The organism is Pseudomonas sp. S1_G07 (genome assembly GCF_054668565.1).
In genome coordinates, this window is sequence record NZ_CP162778.1 from 3,452,340 (window position 1) to 3,465,398 (window position 13,059).

Sequence of the window (13,059 nt, forward strand, 5' to 3'; positions counted from 1 at the left end):
GGTGCCGCCTCTTTTTCGTTGGGTCTCACCAAAATACGCGGGCCGGGTCGTCAGGCGCTACCCCCGATTTTGTCTGGCACTGATACTTTTTTGATCCTGGCGCGGCGGTTAAAAAAGTACCACCGGGGCATTCGTCATTCGTTTGTGGGGGGCTGGCCAAGCTGCTGTAATCGGCGCTCAACAACAAAAAACAATGGGTAGAAACCGCTATTGGACACGCGCCAGTCCACCACCGAGCGTGAAATTAAACGCGCTGGCTACCCGAAATGATTTTTACAGGACATCCTCATGAAACGACTCGAAGGTAAAAGCGCGCTGATCACCGGATCGGCGCGCGGAATCGGCCGCGCGTTTGCCCAGGCGTATATCGCTGAAGGCGCCACCGTCGCCATCGCCGATATCAACCAGCAACGCGCCCAGGACACGGCCGCCGAGCTGGGCCCCCAGGCCTACGCGGTGGCGATGGACGTCACCGACCAGGCCTCTATCGACAGCGCGATTGCCGCCGTGGTCGCCCATGCCGGCAAGCTGGATATCCTGATCAACAACGCCGCCCTGTTCGACCTGGCGCCGATTGTCGACATCACCCGCGACAGCTTCGAGCGGCTGTTCTCGATCAACGTTGCCGGCACGCTGTTCACCTTGCAGGCCGCCGCCCGGCAGATGATCCGCCAGGGCCATGGCGGCAAGATCATCAACATGGCCAGCCAGGCCGGGCGGCGCGGCGAGCCCTTGGTGGCGGTGTACTGCGCGACCAAGGCGGCGGTGATCAGCCTCACCCAATCGGCGGGGCTCAACCTGATCAAGCAAGGCATCAACGTCAATGCCATCGCCCCGGGGGTGGTGGACGGTGAGCATTGGGACGGGGTGGATGCGCTGTTTGCCAGGCATGAAGGGCTGGCGCCGGGCGAGAAGAAACAGCGGGTAGGCGCTGAGGTGCCGTTTGGGCGGATGGGGACGGCGCAGGATCTGACCGGGATGGCGATCTTCCTCGCGTCCAAAGAGGCTGATTACGTGGTGGCGCAGACCTATAACGTGGATGGCGGCAACTGGATGAACTAGAGGCTCGCATCGAGCAAAAAGTGTGAGAGCGGGCTTGCCCGAATGCCGTTCAGTTAAGCGCAGCCCCTCTGTAGGAGCTGGCTTGCCTGCGATGGCGGTGTGTCAGGCGAATATTTTGTTAGATCGGGACCGAGTACATATCCGTTTCTGCGGTAACGGCCACTTAAGGTTACGCCCTTACGGCGTGTCACTTTTGGAAGGACCCAAAAGTAACCAAAAGGTCCTCGCCCCAACACTCGGCACCTCGCTTAGGCTCGGTGTGCCCGAACGCAGGCTTGAATCCGTGGGCCGCCGTCATGGGCCATCCATGGCCCAGGACGGCTAACCCGGCGTCCTGCCGGGTTGCCCACGGATTCAAGCCTGCGTTCGGCCAGCGTGTTTAACGGGGCGCCTGAGATCAAGATCAAAAGCAAGATCAAGAGCGGCTCGCTTCATAGAAAGAACGTGCTCAAGGCCGGCTCAGCGTTTATGTACTCTTGGTTTTATACTCAAGTCCGAAATCGCGGACCTTGGGACTACAAGCAGATCTCCAAGGAGCATGAAGCGTTCGGTAACTTTCATTATGGTGCTGTAGGGATTGCTGCCGGTTTCAGTGAAGAAGTGCTTTTGCGAGCCGCGGGCCTTGCTCAGAATAAGGCCGGCTCGGACAAACCTGAGTTTGGAAACTGGTGGGGCAGCGCGCCGTTCGGTGATGATCCGGTCGACCAATATTGGATCAAGGAAGGAATCAGGTATGCCAAATTCAGGAATTACTAAAAGTTCGCTGTATTCAATTGTGACTACGATCCTGTTGACACTTTGCTTGGTGTACATCGCCGGTGGTTGGCTTTTTTCGCAGGATCGTCCGCAGCTGACTGAAGTTGTGCTTCGAGCACCTCTGAACGCTGATGCATCCATCTATGGCGTTAAGGATGACCGTGGTGGGGCAACTGTTCCATTCAGTTACCGCTACTATGTTTATCGGACCTTGGCCGATGACGATGAGATATTGTCTGCACTCGAAGGTGCCAGCCCGTTTCTAATTGCTCGTGACGCATCGGCAAGGGTTGATGTGCAAGGTGGCACGATCATTGTCTCGGTGGCGGGGGAAGTATCTGACTATCACAGCAACACGTTGTATCGACATGCCAATGGCAGTGATTACACAGCGATGAGTGTTTTTCTTACCAGTCGGCCGGAGGATTTGAGCCTGCGATGAATCAGTCAATGATGTTGGACTGATCTCGGGAGTGGTGCAGGCCTATGGCTATCGCAGGCAAGGCCAGTTCCCACAGTTGATTTTCGTTGTGCTTGAAAGAGGGCTATTCAGCAAAACTTCGATCAAAGAAGTAAATCTCCCCAGGCTTCAACATTTCCACCGTCGCCTGGGGCCTGCCGCCTTCGCCGGGCTTCTTGCGCCCCGTTTCGCGCAAATACCCTGCCTCGGTCAGCTTCAACAGGCGCTGACGAACGCTGGTCTTCAATACTGGCCGCGCCAGTACCAGGGAAAAAATCGTGGTCGCTTGCGGCGCACTGAATTCGTTGCCCAGAAACATCAGCGGCAAGCTGCTGTACAGCGACTTGGAGAACAGGCGTTCCTGGACCGCCGCGACAAGGGTGTTGTGATCGAACGGCAATTTGATCCTGCCCTCAGCCACCGCGTTCAGCGAAAACCAGCCCTGATGCTCACCCAGTGTCACTTCATCCGCCACGATCGCCAGGTAGTAAGTGGACGACGACCAGCAGCGCGGGTCGCGGAACGCATCGCCTACCGTGCCCACCTGCTCGCACCAGGCCAGTTCCAGGCCAACCTTGTCACTCGCGCGCAAGCGTTCCACGGCATCCTTGAGGCTCAGATCCTGCACGCCGCCATTTACCACCACACCCGGCAGCGCCCAGTGCCCGGCGAAGGGCTCGGCGTCGCGTTTGTTCAGCAGCAGCTTCAGTTCGCCCGAGGCGCGGCAGTAAAACAACACGCACAGGTCGACGGTATGGAGGTAGGCGCTAAGCGGCATGGGCAGTCCTTCTAAACATCGGTGGGGTACAGTCTAACGGATCGAACAGTTATGTCATGTACGGCCTTCAGAATAGATATACAAATGTTTCTTGCAACAAAAGTACATGACGTGTACTTTTGTTTCCAGGCCACAGGAGAACCGCCATGACCCTCGCGAAAACTGCCATCGCTGCATTCGACGTCGACGCCCAGAAGAGCTTTACACCACTGTGCCCTAACGAGTTGCCCGTGGCCGGTGGCGATCAGATCGGCGCCGAGCTCAACTACATGGCCAGCCTTGCCGGTCACCGCGTCGGCAGCAAGGACGCGCACACCCCGAACGCCCCCTGGGTGGTTGCCCGGCACAGCGACATGCTGCAACCCACCGGTCTGGTTCACGCCGACGTCACCTGGGTGAGCCACTGCGTACCGGGCACCGAAGGTTTCACCCTGCTGGACGCGCTGCCCACGCCCTATGACTACGATTACTTCATTTGGAAAGGCGTCGAACCCGACCTGCACCCTTACGGCGCCTGCTACCACGACCTGCACGACAAGCTGTCCACGGGCGTTATCGAGTACCTCAAGGCCCACGGCGTCACGCGTGTGATCGTCGGTGGCCTGGCCCTGGACTACTGCGTCAAGACCACCGCCATGCAACTGCTCAAGGCCGGGTTCGAAGTGGTCCTGCACCTGCCGGCGTGCCGAAGTATCAGTGAGGACGGTGGCGTACAGGCCGTCGATGCGTTGCTCAAGGCCGGTGCCGCTATCAGCCGCACCCGCGAAGAACTGGCCGCGATGGCCGCGCGTTAAGGAGAAACACCATGGAAAGTGCCTACGACCGCGAATCCCCGGTGATCCAGGGTCTGCTCGACACCGACTACTACACCTTCACCATGATGCAGGCGGTGCTGCACCAGCACCCGAATGTAGACGTCGAGTACAACTTCATCGTTCGCTCCAAGGAAAAACTCGGCCACCTGATCCCCGAACTGCGCGCCGAGCTGGAAAAACTCGCCGGCCTGCAGATGCGTGAAGGCGAGCTGCGCTTTCTGTTCAACCCGCGTTTTCGTGAGTACCTCACCCCGGATTACGAGCGCTTCCTCGGCCTGTTCCGCTTCAACCTGCGCTATATCCACGTCAGCGAAGTCGACGGCCAACTGAACATCCGCGTAGTCGGCCCGATGCTGCACTGCATCATGTTCGAGCAACCGGTGCTGGCGCTGGTCAGCGAACTGCGCAACCGTCACAAGTACCCCGACGTCAGCCTGGAGGACGTCACCCGCAAGCTCTACCAGAAATTTGACTGGCTGGAGAAAAACCTCAGCCGCGATGAGCTGGCGGACCTGCGCGTCTCCGACTTCTCGACGCGGCGGCGCCTGTCGTTCAAGGCCCAGCGCGAAGTCGTGGACATCATGCGCCGCGACTTCCCCGGCCAGTTCGTCGGCACCAGCAACGCGCACCTGGCCTATGAGTTCGACCTGCCCTTGATCGGCACCATGGCCCACCAGTGGATGATGGTGCACCAGCAACTGGGACGCCTGCGTGAAAGCCAGAACGCGGGCCTGGAAAACTGGGTGCGTGAATACCGTGGTCGCCTGGGCGTTGCGTTGACCGACACCATCAGCACCGACTTTTTCCTCAAGGACTTCGACCTGTACTTCGCCAAGCTCTACGACGGTTTGCGTCAGGACTCCGGTGACCCCATCGCCTGGGCCGACAAGGTGCTGGCCCGCTACAAGCAACTGGGCATCGACCCGATGACCAAGGACCTGATGTTCTCCGATGGCCTGAACTTCGAAAAATGCCTGCCGATCCTGCGCCACGTGCGCGGCAAGGCCAAGTTCGGTTTCGGCATGGGCACCAGCCTGGCGTGCGATGTGGCGGGGGTCGAGCCGCTGAGCATCGTGATGAAACTGGTGCGGGTTCACGGCGAACCGGTGGTTAAGTTCTCCGATGACCCGATCAAGAACGTCTGCGAAGACGCTTCGTTTTTGCAGTATGCAGCCAAGGTATTCAACGTCGGCAATGTGGAGGTGTGACATGCAAGACCGTATCGCACAAGAATTGAATATCGACCGGCAACTGCTCAAGGGCGGTGAAGCCAGGGAAATCCAGCGGCGTATCGACTTCATCAAGACCACGTTGCGCCAGTCGGGCTGCAAGGCCCTGGTGCTGGGCATCAGCGGCGGCGTGGACTCTCTCACCGCCGGCCGTCTGTGCCAATTGGCGGTGGAGCAACTGCGCGATGAACACGATGCCGCGCGTTTTATCGCCATGCGCCTGCCTTACAAAACCCAGGCCGACGAAGGCGATGCCCAGGCTTCGCTGGACTTCATCGGCCCGGACCACATCGACACCCTCAACATCGCCGCCAGCGTCGACGGCCTGATGGCCAGCCTGTCGGCGACCGAGGCCGGTGCCGAACACCTGGATTTCATCAAAGGCAACGTCAAGGCCCGCACCCGCATGATCGCCCAGTACGCCGTAGCCAACCTGCATAACGGCCTGGTGGTCGGTACCGACCACGGCGCCGAAGCGCTGATGGGTTTCTTCACCAAGTTCGGTGACGGCGCCTGCGACCTGGCACCGCTCTCGGGCCTGACCAAAACCCAGGTGCGCCTGCTCGCCACTGCCCTCGGCGCACCGGCCAACCTGGTGCGCAAACCCCCCACCGCCGACCTCGAAGAACTCGCGCCGGGCAAGCTGGATGAACAGGCCTATGGTTGCTCGTATGACGAGATCGATGCGTACCTCATGGGCGAGCCGGTGAGCGAGCGAGTGAGGGCGGTGGTCGAGGGGGCATACCGCAAGACCGCGCACAAGCGGGCGCTGCCGGTTACTCCGCAATAGGTGCGGACTTGGCCTGTGGCGAGGGCGCTTGCACCCGTTCGACTGCGTAGTAGTCGCCGGCCTCGAGTTTTTCGCGAGCAAGAACTAGGCGTTCCCCTCGCTCCTACAAATAGTGAGCGGTCAGTGCCCATGCCGAGCGGGGCACCCAGGCCCTTCTGTAGGAGCGAGCTTGCTCGCGAAGAACGTCAACGATACCGCGAAAAACCTGATCCCCTGCGGCGTCCTCGGGTTTTTCGCGAGCGAGCTCGCTCCTACAAATAGTTACCGGTCAGTGCCCATGCCGAGCGGGGCACCCAGGCTCTTCTGTAGGAGCGAGCTTGCTAGCGAAGAACGTTAACGATAACGCGGTAAACCTGATCCCCTGCGGCGTCCTCGGGTTTTTCGCGAGCGAGCTCGCTCCTACAAATAGTTACCGGTCAGTGCCCATGCCGAGCGGTGGCAAGTGGGCAAGCCAGCCCACAGGGGATCTGCGTTTAACTGACAAGCCCGCGCGCCACAAAAATGCGCTCGACTGAAATGGCCATGCAAGACTCAAGACTTCAGGGTGAAATTTCAGCCCTTTAAAATCAACAAGTTATTTTAAGTTTGATAAGAGCGGGCTGCACACACGTTCAGATCGCGGCGAGGGCCACTGATGTGGCGGCCGTGCGGGTCTCCACGCCGAGCTTCACGTACACATGCTCCAAATGCTTGTTCACCGTGCGTGGGCTCAGCCCCAGAATATCGCCAATGTCCCGATTGGTTTTCCCGCACGCCACCCACCGCAATACCTCCACCTCGCGCTCGGTCAGCTGGAACCTGGCCGACAGCAGCCGCTGCGCCGGCTCATCCTCCAGGGTCAGTACACTCGGCGCACGGGCCGCCCGCGCCGACAACAAAATCCGCGACGTGCGCAAATGCGCTGCCACCCGTGCCAACACTTCATCGGTCTGGATCGGCTTGGTCACGTAGTCGCTGCCGCCCACCTCAAAACCCCGCACCACATGCTTGCTGTCGGTCAGCCCGGTCATGAACACCACCGGGATGTCCGCGCTTTCGGGTTGCGCCTTGAGCCTGCGACAGGTTTCGAAGCCGTCCAGGCCCGGCATGATCGCGTCCAGCAGGATCAGGTCCGGGCGCCGGCGTTGCACGCGGTTCAGCGCACCGAGACCGTCGAGGGCCACCAGCACCATGTAGCCGGCGTCGTCGAGGGCGTCGGAGAGCATGGCCAGGTTGTCCGGGATGTCGTCAACGATCAGCACCACGCCGGGTTCAGTGCTGCGGTTGAGGGCATTCATCTTCGGCCTCCTTGAGGGTTCGGTTGAGTTCATCCAGGCGGAAACCCTTGAGCAACCCCCGCACTTTGCTGATAAACGGCGCGGTGTCGGGGTTCTGTTCGAGGATCGTGTCGAGTTTGGCGTGCAGGCCGCGCACGTAACCCATGTTGCTGAGTTCGGTGAGGGCGGCAAGGTCTTCGGCGCAGGGCAATACGCTGGGCGGTGGCGGTGGGACCAGGCTCTGGGTGCGTCGCAGCCATTGCAGATCCAGGTGCTGTTGCAGGCGCCCGAGCAGCTCCGGGGTGCGTACCGGCTTGACCAGGTAGTCGTTGCAGGCGGCAGCGATACTGCGTTCGCGGTCGTCGGTAAACGCGTTGGCGGAGATCACGATGATCGGTGCGGTGGACAGCGCATTGCGGCGGATCAGTCGGCTGGTTTCATAACCGTCCAGGGTCGGCATCGACAGATCCATCAGAATCAGGTGCGGCGCCAGCAGTGCCACCTGGCGAATTGCATCCTGGCCGTTGCTCGCCTGCACCACGTCAAACCCCAGCGGCGTGAGCATGCCACTGAGCACCTTGCGATGGTCCACATGGTCGTCCACCACCAGGATGCGCCGCCGTTCGCCTTGGTAGCCGATGATGTCGTGTTCCACATGCACCACCGCTTGCGGCGCGCGCACCTGCGACAGGAACAGTCGCACCTGGAAGCACGTGCCCTTATCCAGTTCGCTGGTGACCCGCAGTTCACCGCCCATCAGGGCGGTCAGCATGCGCGTGATCGTCAGCCCCAGGCCAACGCCGTTGTCCTGGCGCATCAGGTCGCCGCGTTCGAACGGCTGGAAGATCCGCTCCAGCTGCCCCGGGTCAATGCCGATGCCGGTGTCGATGATTTCAAAATTGGCGGTCTCACGCCTGTAGCTGACCCGCAGGCACACTTCGCCGCTGTCGGTGAAATTCACTGCGTTGCCCAGCAGGTTGATCAGGATCTGCCGTACACGTTTTTCATCACCGCGCACCACCGCCGGGATCTTGCCCACACAGTCCAGGCGAAAGCGCAGGCCCTTGTCCTGGGCCTGGGGCGTGAACATCTGTTCCAGGTCGTGCAGCAGTTCGGGGAAGGGGATCTCGGTGAGTTCCAGGCGCAACTTGCCGGCCTCGATCTTGGCTACGTCGAGCAGACCGTCGATCAACGACAGCAGGTGCGAGCCACTGCGCAGGATGGTCGCCAGGGCATCCTGGTGTTGTTCGGGCATAGCACTGTCACGCTGCAGGATCTGCGTGAAGCCGAGGATGCTGTTCAGCGGTGTGCGCAGTTCATGGGACAAGCCGGTGACGTAGCGGCTCTTGGCGGCGTTGGCTGCCTCCGAGGCCTCCTTGGCTTGTTGCAGGGCCTGGTCGGTGAGGCTGTGGGCGTCGATTTCCTGCATCAAGAGCAGGGTCTGGCGGTCGGACTCTTGCTGGGCGACGCGGCGACTTTCACGGGTCAGCACCACCCACCAGGCGAGCACGGCGGCGAGCACCGAGAGGGTGAGGAAGGCCTTGAAGAACGCCTGGTACAAGGTTTCCGAATGGGGCAAACCCTGGGCCGCCTGCATATAAATCAAGGCCAGGGCCCCGGCGAGCATCAGCACCAACGCCAGCAGCAAGCCCAGGTAATGGGCCAGGCGCGTATGCAGGCGTGGCATCAGGGTATTGGGCAGCAGCCAGCGCAATACGCCTTCGAACTGGATGGCCAGCCGTCCATGGGGTTTGCAGCGATCACCGCAGCGCGCATCCAGGGAACAACACAACGAGCAAATGGGCGTGCTGTAGGCCGGGCAGAACGCCATGTCGGCCGTCTCGAACGGGTTGCTGCACAGCCCGCACACCGCGTGGCTGGCGGGCGCTACCGGGTGAATCAACTGCGCATCGCTGGTGCGCGCGATGTAGTACTTGCCTTTGGTCAACCAGGCCAACAGCGGCGCCATCACCAGCGCGCTGCCCAACGCCACAAAGGGCGGAGCGGCCTGGGCCAGGGGGCCGAACAGGCCGAAGTGGGCGAGGATCGACAGCAGCGACGCGACCAGCATCGAGCCGACGCCCACCGGGTTGATGTCGTAGAGGTGCGCGCGCTTGAACTCGATATGTCTGGGGGACAGGCCCAGCGGCTTGTTGATCACCAGGTCGGCCACCAATGTGCCGATCCAGGCAATCGCAATATTGGCGTACAGGCCCAGCACCTGGTCGATCACGTCGAACACGCCCAATTCCATCAGCATCAGGGCGATGGCCACGTTGAACACCAGCCACACCACACGGCCGGGGTGGCTGTGGGTCACGCGGGCGAAGAAGTTCGACCAGGCCAGAGAGCCGGCATAAGCGTTGGTCAGGTTGATCTTCATCTGCGAGATGAACACAAACAACACCATGGCGCCGAGCGCCCATTCCGGCGAGCTGAACACATAACCGAACGCCACCAGGTACATCTGGGTCGGTTCGGCGGCGCGCTCCATGGGAATTTCGTGTTGCAGGGCGAGAAACGCCAGGAACGCGCCGCCAAACATTTTCAGTGCACCGGGGAGGATCCAGCCAGGGCCGGCGCAGAGCAGGGCGGCCCACCAGCGCCTGCGGTTGGCGGCGGTTTTTTCCGGCAGGAAGCGCAGGTAGTCCACTTGTTCGCCGATCTGCGTCACCAACGACAACGCCACGGTGCAGGCGGCGCAGAAGGCCAGCAGGTTGAAACCGTCGCCATCGCCACTGCGCCCGACGAAGCTGGTCCAGTCGCTGAAGGCTTCGGGGTTTTTCCACGCCACGAAACCATAGGGCAGCACCAGCAACAGCAGCCAGACCGGTTGGGTCCACAGTTGCAGGCGGCTGATCAGGGTCACGCCATAGGCCACCAGCGGAATCACCAGCAGCGAGCAGATCACATAGGCGAAGGCCAGGGGGATATGGAAATACAACTCCAGGGCCAGGGCCATGATTGCCGCTTCCAGGGCAAAGAACAGGAAGGTGAAGCTGGCGTAGATCAGCGAGGTAATGGTCGAGCCGATGTAACCGAAGCCGGCGCCGCGGGTGAGCAGATCCATGTCCAGGCCGTAACGCGCGGCGTAGTAGCTGATAGGCAGGCCCGTGAGGAAGATCACCAGGCTGATGGCCAGGATCGCCCAGAAAGTGTTGGTGAAGCCGTAACTCAGCGCCAGCACACCGCCGATGGCCTCCAGCGCCAGGAACGACACCGCGCCCAGGGCCGTGTTGGCAATGCGCAGCTCCGACCACTTGCGAAAGGACTTGGGGGTATAGCGCAGGGCATAGTCTTCCATGGTCTCGTCGGCGACCCAGGTGTTGTAGTCGCGGCGGATCTTGACGATGCGCTGGGTGCCGGGGGTGGGGTGCACGGTGGGAGGCTCCGCAGAGTGGGCGAGTTTAAATGAGCAAGTTCCATGCCCCGATTCAAAATGTGGGAGCTGGCTTGCCTGCGATGGCGGTGGGTCAACCCTTGCAGATGCAGCCTGATACACCGCCATCGCAGGCAAGCCAGCTCCCACATTGATCGAGGGTGTTTGGGCGGTCGGGATCCTGCTCGAAAACGGTGCGCAACGGCATACGTCAAATGACGTACAGCGTTACGTCAGGCTGCGTATACCCGCGCTGGCCCACTGCCGCCATGCTGGAGCCCTCATTGCAGAGGAGTCGCCCCATGGAACCACGATTGATCCGCTCCAAACCGCTGTTGGCCCTGTCATTGCTGGCGGCCGCGCTGTTCAGCCAGGGCGCGCTGGCCGATAACGAAGGCCTGGCCGTGACCCCGACCGAAGTTACCGTCGGCCAGTTGCACTCGGCCACCGGCACCATGGCGATTTCCGAAACCGGCTCGATCCAGGCCGAACGCCTGGCCATCGAGCAGATCAACGCCTCGGGTGGGATCCTGGGACGGCAGATCAAGGTGATCCAGGAAGACGGCGCCTCCGACTGGCCGACTTTCGCCGAAAAAGCCAAGAAGCTGCTGGTCAACGACAAGGTCGCCGCCGTGTTCGGCTGCTGGACCTCCGCTTCACGCAAAGCCGTACTGCCGATCTTCGAAAAAGAAAACGGCCTGCTCTACTACCCGACCTTCTATGAAGGCCTGGAACAGTCGAAAAACGTGATCTACACCGGCCAGGAAGCCACCCAGCAAATCCTCGCCAGCCTCGACTGGATCGCCAAGACCAAGGGCGCCAAGACCTTTTACCTGGTCGGCTCCGACTACATCTGGCCGCGCACCTCGATGAAGATCGCGCGCAAACATATTGAAAACGTGCTGCACGGCACCGTGGTCGGCGAGGACTACTACCCGCTCGGCAACACCCAGTTCGGCTCGCTGATCAACAAGGTCAAGCTGAAAAAGCCCGATGTGGTATTCGCGGCGGTGGTGGGCGGCTCCAACGTGGCCTTCTACAAGCAACTCAACGCGGCGGGCGTGAACGCGGCCAAGCAGACCCTGCTGACCCTGTCGGTTACCGAAGACGAACTGCTCGGCATCGGCGGCGAAAACATGGCCGGCTTCTACGCCTCGATGAAGTACTTCCAGAGCCTGGACAACCCCAACAACAAAGCCTTCGTCGAGGCCTTCAAGGCCAAGTACGGCAAGGATGCGGTGATCGGCGACGTGACCCAGGCCGCTTACCTGGGGCCATGGCTATGGAAAGCCGCGGTGGAGAAAGCCGGCAGTTTCGACGTGGATAAAGTCGTCGCCGCCAGCCCCGGCATCGAGTTGAAAACCGCACCGGAAGGCTACGTGAAGATCCACGAGAATCACCACCTGTGGAGCAAGTCGCGCATCGGTGAGGTGCAGCCCAACGGGCAGTTCAAGGTGATCTATGAGTCGGATCTGATCGAGCCGAACCCGTTTCCAAAAGGTTACCAATAAGTAGCGAAGCACAGAGATCCAAATGTGGGGGCGAGTAAGCCCGCTCCCACATAAAGCAAAGGCAGATTGCATTTCAACCTCCCGCTCAGGAGACCATCATCATGGAATGGCTATCGGAATTTGGAGCCATCGCGGCGATGCAGGGGTTCAACGGCTTGTCCGTGTTCTGCGTGCTGTTGCTGATGGCATTGGGGCTGGCGATCATCTTTGGCCAGATGGGCGTGATCAACATGGCCCACGGTGAGTTCCTGACCATCGGCGCCTACACCACCTACGTGTGTTCCAGCCTCACCGCGCACTTTGCGCCAAGCTTGCAACCCTATTACTTCTTCGTGGCCATCGCCCTGTCTTTCCTTGTCGCCGGTGCCGTCGGCTGGCTGGTGGAATGGGCGATGATCAGCCGCTTATACAAGCGGCCGCTGGATACCCTGCTGGCAACCTGGGGTTTGTCGCTGGTGATGCAGCAAACCTTTCGTTCGGTGTTCGGTGCCCGCGAAGTCAGCGCCGAACCGCCGGCCTGGCTGATGGGCTCGGTCAACTTCAGCGATGCCATCGAGATCCCGCGCAACGGTCTGTTCATGATGGGCCTGACCTTGCTGCTGACCGGTGCGATCTTCCTGATGCTATATCGCTCGCGCTGGGGCTTGCAGGTGCGCGCCACCGTGCAGAACCGCCTGATGAGCCGCGCGGTGGGCATCAATACACGCAAGGTCGACCGCATGACCTTCGCCCTCGGCTGTGGCGTGGCCGGCGTGGCCGGTGCGGCGTTCACCACCATCGGCTCCACCGGGCCGACGGCAGGCTCGCAATACATCGTCGACACCTTCCTGGTCGTGGTGTTCGGCGGCGCGCAAAGCCTGTTCGGCACCATCGCTTCGGCGTTCGTGATTGCCCAGACCCAATCGCTGTCGGAGTTTTTCCTCAGTGGTTCGATGGCCAAGGTCCTGACGTTGTCCTCGGTGATTCTGATCCTGATGCTGCGCCCGCAAGGGTTGTTCTCCATCAAAGTGCGCAAGTAGAGGC

Annotated in this window: 11 protein-coding genes; 8 read left to right on the forward strand and 3 right to left on the reverse strand. The window is 61.0% G+C overall.

From position 1 onward, the window contains the following. The first annotated feature begins 288 nt into the window (after positions 1 to 288). The 3 genes from AB4O05_RS15990 to AB4O05_RS16000 all read left to right on the forward strand — a co-directional run bounded on the left by AB4O05_RS15990 (position 289) and on the right by AB4O05_RS16000 (position 2,260). A complete protein-coding gene (locus AB4O05_RS15990) occupies positions 289 to 1,062 on the forward strand; it encodes an L-iditol 2-dehydrogenase (RefSeq protein ID WP_460136660.1) in 774 nt (257 codons plus the stop codon). A 468-nt stretch (positions 1,063 to 1,530) separates the two neighbouring features. Continuing rightward, positions 1,531 to 1,818: a polymorphic toxin type 44 domain-containing protein gene (locus AB4O05_RS15995; protein ID WP_460137570.1), complete on the forward strand. Its 288-nt coding sequence runs from the start codon at positions 1,531 to 1,533 to the stop codon at positions 1,816 to 1,818. Next, the gene (locus tag AB4O05_RS16000) at positions 1,796 to 2,260 is read left to right on the forward strand and encodes a hypothetical protein (protein WP_460136659.1); all 465 of its coding nucleotides are present in this window, start codon (positions 1,796 to 1,798) and stop codon (positions 2,258 to 2,260) included. The genes AB4O05_RS15995 and AB4O05_RS16000 overlap by 23 nt, the downstream gene beginning before the upstream one ends. 103 nt (positions 2,261 to 2,363) lie before the next feature. Here the strand turns inward: AB4O05_RS16000 and AB4O05_RS16005 are convergent, their stop codons facing one another. Continuing rightward, complete coding sequence (locus tag AB4O05_RS16005; RefSeq protein WP_460136658.1) at positions 2,364 to 3,056, reverse strand: NUDIX hydrolase; 693 nt, start codon at positions 3,054 to 3,056, stop codon at positions 2,364 to 2,366. Between the two features lie 146 nt (positions 3,057 to 3,202). Between AB4O05_RS16005 and AB4O05_RS16010 the strand changes: the two genes are divergently transcribed. The 3 genes from AB4O05_RS16010 to nadE are packed head-to-tail and all read left to right on the forward strand — an operon-like array spanning position 3,203 to position 5,890. Then, positions 3,203 to 3,850: a nicotinamidase gene (locus AB4O05_RS16010; RefSeq protein WP_460136657.1), complete on the forward strand. Its 648-nt coding sequence runs from the start codon at positions 3,203 to 3,205 to the stop codon at positions 3,848 to 3,850. An 11-nt stretch (positions 3,851 to 3,861) separates the two neighbouring features. After that, positions 3,862 to 5,079, forward strand: coding sequence for a nicotinate phosphoribosyltransferase (gene pncB / locus AB4O05_RS16015; RefSeq protein WP_460136656.1), 1,218 nt, complete (start codon positions 3,862 to 3,864; stop codon positions 5,077 to 5,079). A gap of 1 nt (position 5,080) precedes the next feature. Next, entirely contained in the window at positions 5,081 to 5,890 is an 810-nt protein-coding gene (gene nadE, locus AB4O05_RS16020; protein WP_460136655.1) for an ammonia-dependent NAD(+) synthetase, read from the forward strand. Between the two features lie 611 nt (positions 5,891 to 6,501). Here the strand turns inward: nadE and AB4O05_RS16025 are convergent. Beyond that, on the reverse strand, positions 6,502 to 7,167 hold the full coding sequence (locus AB4O05_RS16025; protein ID WP_460136654.1) for a response regulator: 666 nt from the start codon (positions 7,165 to 7,167) through the stop codon (positions 6,502 to 6,504). Beyond that, on the reverse strand, positions 7,142 to 10,525 hold the full coding sequence (locus tag AB4O05_RS16030) for an ATP-binding protein (RefSeq protein ID WP_460136653.1): 3,384 nt from the start codon (positions 10,523 to 10,525) through the stop codon (positions 7,142 to 7,144). Before AB4O05_RS16030 ends, AB4O05_RS16025 begins: the two co-directional genes overlap by 26 nt. 302 nt (positions 10,526 to 10,827) lie before the next feature. Here AB4O05_RS16030 and urtA point away from each other — a divergent pair, with 302 nt between their 5' ends. After that, complete coding sequence (gene urtA, locus AB4O05_RS16035) at positions 10,828 to 12,036, forward strand: urea ABC transporter substrate-binding protein (protein WP_460136652.1); 1,209 nt, start codon at positions 10,828 to 10,830, stop codon at positions 12,034 to 12,036. A gap of 101 nt (positions 12,037 to 12,137) precedes the next feature. Then, positions 12,138 to 13,055, forward strand: coding sequence for an urea ABC transporter permease subunit UrtB (gene urtB / locus AB4O05_RS16040; protein WP_460136651.1), 918 nt, complete (start codon positions 12,138 to 12,140; stop codon positions 13,053 to 13,055). Positions 13,056 to 13,059 lie beyond the last annotated feature (4 nt).

What these genes read in the sequence shown, in the direction of transcription:
- AB4O05_RS15990 (WP_460136660.1), top strand. Translation starts at nt 289, where the DNA reads ATGAAACGACTCGAAGGTAAAAGCGCGCTGATCACCGGATCGGCGCGC.
- AB4O05_RS15995 (WP_460137570.1), top strand. Translation starts at nt 1,531, where the DNA reads ATGTACTCTTGGTTTTATACTCAAGTCCGAAATCGCGGACCTTGGGAC.
- AB4O05_RS16000 (WP_460136659.1), top strand. Translation starts at nt 1,796, where the DNA reads ATGCCAAATTCAGGAATTACTAAAAGTTCGCTGTATTCAATTGTGACT.
- AB4O05_RS16005 (WP_460136658.1), bottom strand. Translation starts at nt 3,056, where the DNA reads ATGCCGCTTAGCGCCTACCTCCATACCGTCGACCTGTGCGTGTTGTTT.
- AB4O05_RS16010 (WP_460136657.1), top strand. Translation starts at nt 3,203, where the DNA reads ATGACCCTCGCGAAAACTGCCATCGCTGCATTCGACGTCGACGCCCAG.
- pncB (WP_460136656.1), top strand. Translation starts at nt 3,862, where the DNA reads ATGGAAAGTGCCTACGACCGCGAATCCCCGGTGATCCAGGGTCTGCTC.
- nadE (WP_460136655.1), top strand. Translation starts at nt 5,081, where the DNA reads ATGCAAGACCGTATCGCACAAGAATTGAATATCGACCGGCAACTGCTC.
- AB4O05_RS16025 (WP_460136654.1), bottom strand. Translation starts at nt 7,167, where the DNA reads ATGAATGCCCTCAACCGCAGCACTGAACCCGGCGTGGTGCTGATCGTT.
- urtA (WP_460136652.1), top strand. Translation starts at nt 10,828, where the DNA reads ATGGAACCACGATTGATCCGCTCCAAACCGCTGTTGGCCCTGTCATTG.
- urtB (WP_460136651.1), top strand. Translation starts at nt 12,138, where the DNA reads ATGGAATGGCTATCGGAATTTGGAGCCATCGCGGCGATGCAGGGGTTC.